The sequence below is a fragment of the Zooshikella ganghwensis DSM 15267 genome (assembly GCF_000428585.1).
Classification (GTDB): domain Bacteria; phylum Pseudomonadota; class Gammaproteobacteria; order Pseudomonadales; family Zooshikellaceae; genus Zooshikella; species Zooshikella ganghwensis.
On record NZ_AUAF01000183.1, the window covers coordinates 1 to 7,569 of the forward strand.

Sequence of the window (7,569 nt, forward strand, 5' to 3'; positions counted from 1 at the left end):
TTGCCTGTTGGCTGTCTAACTGAACGTCTCAAAGTTGAAGCCCTGATAAAAACCGTACAAGAAATCGTAATGGCGGATGAACCACAAAAAGAGCTGATAGCTTTTACAAAGGCTTTAAAAAAAGTATTACCCGAGCGTAACTCGAAAAAACATTTGGCGGGTTTAGATCTTGGTAGGCAAGAGCCGACGCCTTCATTACAGCACCGAATGGCAGCTTGAATAAATATACAGCTTTGTCAACCTAAAAAAACTTCGGAATCGAGTAATAAGCAACGTACTGGCGTATTTCTTCGAGATAGAGAATACCGCACATGTAGTGATGGTCGTGTATGGGTCAATCTTGAAGCAGTTGAACAGTGGGCACAAAAAAGTGAACCTAGGAGGCATGCGTGACACACAGTAAATTACCTATTGGTGTTAGCATCCGTAAAAACATTCGGTCTGAGTCCTTGCAGATCGCTTTTTCATACCGTGGTGTTCAATGCAGGGAAACGCTGAAAATTAAACCCAATAAAGCCAATATCAAGTATGCTGAGGCTCTACGTGCTGAGATTATTAGTAAAATTGAGCGGGGTTTATTTAAATACAGTGAGTATTTCCCTGAATCGCCCAAGTGCAATACATTTGGTGAGGCTCAGCAAAAAAACCTAAGGATTGCTGATTTACTAAAGGAGTATCTGACAGATCTCCCAAGAATAGTAGAACCCTCAACAGCAGTAAGGTATCGCCGCTCCATACACGGACAACTGTTACCCGAGTTTGGCGATATCCTAGTTACTGAGCTCACCCCCAGACGAATTAGGCAGTGGATAAAGTCAAAGCGATGTAAACGTAAGACAATTGCTAACCACTTAATACCATTGGTGAAAGTACTCCGGCTAGCAGTAGTCGACGGTATTATCCTCCATTCACCAATGGATGCTATTTCATTGGATGATATTATCCACAAGCAAGCTAAGGTGAGTGATTTTAAAATTGATCCTTTCACCCCCGATGAAATCAACCAGCTGTTGAGCGTCATGGAAGGACAAGAACGTAATGCATTTCAGTTTGCCTTTTACACTGGGGTTAGAACCAGTGAGTTAATTGGACTTACCTGGGAAAAAGTTAACCTTAGACATCAAAGTGTGTTGATCGACCAAGCCAAAGTCGAAGGCGAAATGAAGGGTACCAAGACAGGAGTCAAAGGGGAGCGAGAAGTCTATTTATTCCCCTCAGCCGTTCAAGCACTTGAGAGCCAAGCTGAGTTTACTCAGGATTGCGAGTTCGTGTTTCATAACCCTAGAACCAATGAATCCTGGACCAATGATCAACAGTTAAGAAGGCGGGCTTGGCTTCCAGCCATGAAGCGTAGCAGCTTACGGTACCGAAACCCTTACCAAACACGCCACACTTATGCCTGCTTACTTATCGCTCGTAATGAAAACCTTTTTTGGATCGCCAGCCAAATGGGTCATCAGGGTATTGAGATGATCAACCGTCACTATGGTAAGTTTATTGAAGAGGCTGGGGATAATGCTAAGTACAAACCTAAGTTTGAGTGGTAGTTATTTTTACTAGATTTTATTTAGTTTTAACAAAAAATTACCCATTGCTATTACAAAATATTACATCTTCAAAATTTTAACATAGTATAATTTACTTGCCGTATAGTTAACAAATAAATTAGTCGACACTAGTGTGACTATAAATAACAAACGACAGATAGTTATCATTCAAAATATCTTAATTAATCATTATGGGGAGAATATGAAGATATCTTGCATACCTAGGTTAGCTACCCTAACCTGCGCCATTATACAAATTAATACTTGCTTTGCCTTAAATATAGGTGATGAAGTTAGAATAATAAATATAGAAAATCAAAACTCTTTAAGACACGCTAACTCTTTAATAAGCGAAGTTAAACTAAACGATTCTACTAGAGAGTTGGATGTTTTAGATTCAACTTTTTATTTAAGAAAAGGATTAGCGGGTAAATGTTATTCATTTGAATCAAAAAACTACCCAAGTTACTATATTAAGCCATCAGATTCTAGACTGATGATTTCAAAAATTGATGAAACAAATGCTTTTCAAAAGGATGCTACTTTCTGCCTTGAAAGTGATCAGCAATTAAAATCATATAGTAACCCATCGCATATAGTTGAAATAAATGAAAATGGTGAAGCTCATATATCATCAATCGATTCGAACATCCAAGGATACAAAGATCTAAGAGCATTTCATGCATGCTGGAATGGTACAACAGGACAATTTGGAGAGCTATCAGGAAACTCCGCTCTTGATAAAGCTTGCGAAGCTCAGTTTGGTATCGGGTCAGAAATGACTTCTGCAGGAAGTTCAAGCTACACATGCACCCTCCCTAATAAGCAGAAAGAATTGATTTATTATAATAACTGTTTATCTGATATTTCACAGTTTTTACTCGAGTCTGGCTGGCAAACTTATGATTATCTAAAAAATCTGACTGGGAATAATGATCGAAATACATTAATTGTTGAGCTCCACATCCGTAGCGGACGCTCGCTTGAGACATTACAGTCCACAAACAATGAAGACCTCCTTGAATATGCGAAAAAAATTCTAAGAAGCAATCCAGAAAAACATACTAAATTTCGGCTTGGAGACGTTCGAGATTTACAAGCTTGTTGGAATGGAACTACAGGTCAGTTTGGTAATAAATCTGGAAACGATTCCCTCGATTCAGCTTGTGCAACTCAGTTCGGTGTAGGCTCTGAAATGATCAGAGCAGGACAAACAAGATATGTCTGCTCACTAGTGAATGGCCAAGAAAAAATAATTGAATATAAAAAATGCTTAACAGACATATCCAATTTTTTAATTGAAACTGGTTGGCGAAAATATACAGATGTCGATCTTTTACCTGAAGAAGAGCAACGCAATTCTCTAATATATGAAGTAGCTTCTAGAAGCGAAAATACAATAGAGTTTTTAAAAAGGCAAAGCAATAATGTTTTACTTGCCTACGCTGATAAACTCAAAACCACAGTTCCTTATAACTATAGATGGTCTGTATTACCTAGCTCAGATAACGGTGATTGTGCAGTTGTAACTTTAGATGGTACGCTCATTCCCGAAAACTGTGAAGCGAACTATAATTATACCTGCTGGAATTCCCAACTAGACACTTGGAAAATCACAAAAAATAGTGGTGCATGGCGTAGAGGTTATAATCAATGTCGCATAGAATTCGGTAAAAATTTTAGCTTTTCTATTCCAAATTATTTTTATTCATTTGATAAATTATCAGAAAACAGTAATTTCTCCAGTAATCTATGGGTAAATTTAACTGATCAAACAGCTAATCAAAACTGGGAAAGTTGGAACATGTTCCAATTTGAAAATTTACTTAAAAATCCCTCTGGTGAATCGGGAAATCTAAATGGATGGCAGGTTTCAAATGATTATGAGTGGGGTATTAAAGAATATAACAACGATACTGGTTTTTATTATAAAAAAAATGATAAAAAATCTAACAAAACACAAATCGTAAATCTTTACGATAAAGGTTGGACTGATCACGAATTGGATAAACAACCATTTTTGGCTGCAGAACAGCATTATATCTTAGAAACTGGTTCTGATATAAATGTTTGCCTAGATATAGAATTATTAGATAATAACAAAAATATACTAGATACTTCTAGTGACTGTATATTAAAGCAAAACAATACAGGTAAAACTATTATAGAAAGAAACCTTATTACAATACCAAAAATACCTAAGGGTATTCGGTATATTCGCTGGAAAGATACTATAAAAAAAGGAAATCAAATAGGATTAGATCAAGCTAAACTTAGATTAGTACAAACTAAAGATAGTTCTACAAGAACTGCTGAGACATTAGCTATTGATGAAAACGATCCTGTAAAAGTTCATTCTATTAAGGTTGTAGTCTCTATAGCTAAATCCCACCAGCTATTTGAAAACTGGGGAACAGATAAAGATGTTCAATTTGTTATAAAATCAACCCCATTTTGTGACGATGAAGATATTTGTAACAATGTAGAAAATAATATAGGTAGTTTTTTACTAGACAATCCTAATCGTGATGACTTTGAAGAAGGTAATACTGACGTTTTTGAAATTCCTGTTTACGACCCTCTATATATTTATAATGATGAAATAGAAATAGGAATAGGTTTTGCTGGAAATGAAAAAACAATATGGTCCGTTGATGATGTTGTTTATAACCATGTTAAAGTATACATAAATGGTAAACAAGTAATAAATAAGAAATATAATCAGAAGAGATTCACTAGTGTTAAAGCAGGTGATCTAGATTTTGAGCACTTTAGTATAGACGAAGAGGATTTGCGTAAAAAAATAAAATATAAAGTTCAAACTGATAAGCTAAAAGATTATGACAATAAAGTTCTTTCTCCTAAAAACATTGTAATCAAACTTCCAAACAATGAGGAGCTTTTAGTAAGTGAAGATGGATATATCGAGACTGAAGAGCATGAAAAAATAGAGATAGTTTTCAAAAGTTCTCTTGATAAAAAACCTTTACTTTTACTATTACCTCACTCTAAATCTAAATATGCTCCTAGCGAAAATCGTCTCCCTCTGACGCTTGATTTGAAAGCTGCTAATAACAAGTTAATTATTAGTACAAAAAAAATTGATGATGAAGAAATTAATCTTTACAATATCATAAATGTTTGGAACACACTATCTGATTCACAAAAATCAATCAAAAAATATATTAAGAATATCGACTTTAATAAGTCAATGGAAAAAGTTTCTTCGTATATAACTTTTACTCCAGGTCACTATGTATACCGCCCTAAATACAATGAAATAGCAATTAATAATAGAAAGCTTAAATTTTTTTACTTCGAAGACACTTATAAACATGAGTTTGGTCACAAACTAATGCATATATTTTATAACTATGAAGATTATATAAACAGTGATTGTAACAGTCATATAAGTGGTAAAGTAATTGATCAGCAATGTGCGTTTCTAGAAGGGTGGGCTGATTTCATATCAGTTGTTCTTAAAAATGAATTAACTAATAGTCCATCTAGAATTTTCAAAACACCAACAGGGAGTGTAGAAAAAGATCTTGAGATATATGAAACTATTGGCTATTCATTTAACCATGAGAACTCAAAAGAAGATGAAGGGCGCGTGGCTGCAGCATTAGTCGACTTATGGGATAGCCACAATGATAATCGATATGGTATGACTGGAAAAGGTGACTACAATGAAGGAGTTCCGCTAAATTCTATGCTAAAAGCACTAAAGACGTTAAATCATAGAAAGAATAGTGGTAAGTGCACTGGAAAGGTTGAAGATGACAATGGTAAGTTAGTATCAACTTGCACAAATATTCGTGATTATTATTGTGCATTATATAAAACAGAAGGAGTTCATTTAAAAGATGAAGATAATGAATCTCTTATGTACAATAAAATTATAAGCTCAGAAGAGCTAAAAAACATTAACTCATGGTGTAAATAAGTTTAGTACTTAGATGTACTGACTCAAATCTAACCTGATAGGCACCTAAAAAAAGGGGTAGTGTCAGATCAGATATGAGTCAGTACATCATAGGCTACTCATGTTTTTTATAAGCTTCAGTAAACAACAAAGCGTGCGCATTAGTTGGTGGTGTTTTCTGTCCTTTTTCAACAACAAAATAACGGTAACTATAAACAACAGTTGAAGGTTAATTATATTCATATACTGCTAGTTTATATTTTTTAACAATGGAAGCTGTTTATACTACAGAATTTGAAGGCTCTAGTGAGCATCCAGAAAAAAATAACAAGCAGTTTCTTAATGACAAGTAGATTACTAATTAATCAAGCGTGTAAAAAAACTGTAAGATAGTATTGATATGGTTGTAGCTTTTATGTACTCTGGCCGCCGGGCATGGTTGCTCAAATACAACAACTGGGTATGTAAATGAAAAAATATATTTCATCAATCGCTATTTCTCTGGCTTTAGTTGGAGCTGTACTTTCTGCAAACTCTTATGCCGCCGATGCTGTAACAATTCGTTCTGCAAGTTTGGTGGCGACTACTAGTGGCAGCAATCTTGACTTGTACCATCTCTACCTTAGAGATACCGGAACCAAAGAACTTTATCTGCGTCGCGATGCGTATGCCGATTGGACTTTAAAGTCTGTTGGCGGAGGATGGTTTAATATTGTTAGTATTCACCGTCCTAGTGGCTGTATTTACGACTCCTCTGGCTCTGATTTGGCTAAATATGACAGTAGCTGTAATAGTGACTTCCCTCGTGCTGAATGGAAGCTTCAGTTAGTTAATAACGATTTTAAAATTGTTAATAAGCTGGGTCGATGCTTGGAGTTGCACCCTGAACGTATGAGACTTAAAGCGGTTGCCTGTAAACCTAATAAGCTGCAGCAATTCCGCGTTTACTAAGCAGCTGTAGGCAACCTGTTGGGTCGAATTATAATGGATGGTTTTATTTCCATTCTACGGGGCTCGAGGTGAAATTCCTCGGCTCTACCTACCTGACTGTTGCTATATCATCGTGTCCCCTCGATAAATATGCGTAGATGTTAAAAATTTTTTGGTTTCTACATGCTAGCCGAGGGGCAACGGTAATGAAATTAATCTTGATTTTGCTTTATCATTAGAGCGTCAAGTTGAGTATAATTTTAAATTATCATTTGAAAAAACTGAAACAACTAGATTAATATTAAACTACTGTTGTAGTACAATTTACATTATAACAGTTGAATAATTGAATTTTCGAACCACACCATTATCACACGAGATAAAAATAATTAATTATTATTCATAAATATCAATAAGTTAGAAGCAATTGACCAGGCTTTCAAATCCCGCTGAATCTGAGTTCTTCAACATTTAATACATGAACACTGAACGTCAAAACACAAACACGGCTGTACTGCATCCATTCCTTTTACTTGTTTTGGCATAGCCAATTACTCTACGTTGTACCTACCATTTGAATTGATGTAGAGAACCAATTCAGTTTCAATATTAATTCTATGTTCACCTTTACCTTGAGATCTTAAGAAGCTGCCAGGTAATAGTGGAGTTTTCGTATTTATATCGTTATTCCACTGATGGGTAGCTTTACCTCTCACAACTACAGCTTTTAGTTCATTATCGCTTTCGATTACGCCTTTGAAGCCCGCTGGTAATTTAACGAAGCTTCCATTAGCTATCTGAGGATTTCCCCATAAGTACGCTATTTGCACTTTGCTTTTCTCTAACCACTTAGCGTCATTTGTATCTAGCCAAACTAGATTAACGCGATGCTCGACTTTTTAGCCTATTAATCTATGTACAGGACAAAACTTTCAGGGAGTGCCGAAATACTGCCAGGTTAACACTTCCTTCTACTAGTACCCTGTGTAAGTAATCAAGCCCTAGACGAAATAAACTTTTCGGTTTTCGGCCATGCTTTTTAAGCTTCAGTGGCTTAAGACTATTTTGCCATATACCCAATTTGAATGACCATGCTAATGCCAAAGCACAAACAAAAAATAGCTTTTCGAGACGATCTAGTTCCTGTAAATGCGTGCTTTCTAAGTC

General features: G+C 35.5%; 4 protein-coding genes and 2 pseudogenes. 4 read left to right on the forward strand and 2 right to left on the reverse strand.

Translation table 11 applies throughout. The features are described 5' to 3' along the window. From F607_RS34910 to F607_RS0122955, 4 genes are all read left to right on the forward strand, one after another. Positions 1-219 (forward strand): hypothetical protein (locus F607_RS34910; protein ID WP_211233701.1); only part of this gene is annotated, 219 nt, incomplete at its 5' end. Between the two features lie 170 nt (positions 220-389). Then, positions 390-1,547 (forward strand): site-specific integrase, encoded by a 1,158-nt coding sequence (locus F607_RS31280; RefSeq protein WP_038292101.1) that lies wholly within the window; start codon positions 390-392, stop codon positions 1,545-1,547. A 202-nt stretch (positions 1,548-1,749) separates the two neighbouring features. Continuing rightward, positions 1,750-5,493: an AbfB domain-containing protein gene (locus F607_RS0122950; RefSeq protein WP_027709945.1), complete on the forward strand. Its 3,744-nt coding sequence runs from the start codon at positions 1,750-1,752 to the stop codon at positions 5,491-5,493. 447 nt (positions 5,494-5,940) lie between these two features. Continuing rightward, positions 5,941-6,423 carry an RICIN domain-containing protein gene (locus F607_RS0122955; RefSeq protein ID WP_027709946.1) on the forward strand — a complete coding sequence of 161 codons (483 nt, stop codon included), beginning with the start codon at positions 5,941-5,943 and terminating at the stop codon, positions 6,421-6,423. Between the two features lie 530 nt (positions 6,424-6,953). Here F607_RS0122955 and F607_RS36215 read toward each other — a convergent pair. Further along, positions 6,954-7,277, reverse strand: a pseudogene (locus tag F607_RS36215) (DUF4437 domain-containing protein); the annotation flags it as partial. A gap of 37 nt (positions 7,278-7,314) precedes the next feature. Beyond that, positions 7,315-7,569 (reverse strand): annotated as a pseudogene (locus F607_RS35300) (IS4 family transposase); the annotation flags it as partial.

Excerpts from the sequence above, each read along its gene's own strand:
- F607_RS0122955 (WP_027709946.1), top strand. The coding sequence starts at position 5,941 with ATGAAAAAATATATTTCATCAATCGCTATTTCTCTGGCTTTAGTTGGA.
- F607_RS0122950 (WP_027709945.1), top strand. The coding sequence starts at position 1,750 with ATGAAGATATCTTGCATACCTAGGTTAGCTACCCTAACCTGCGCCATT.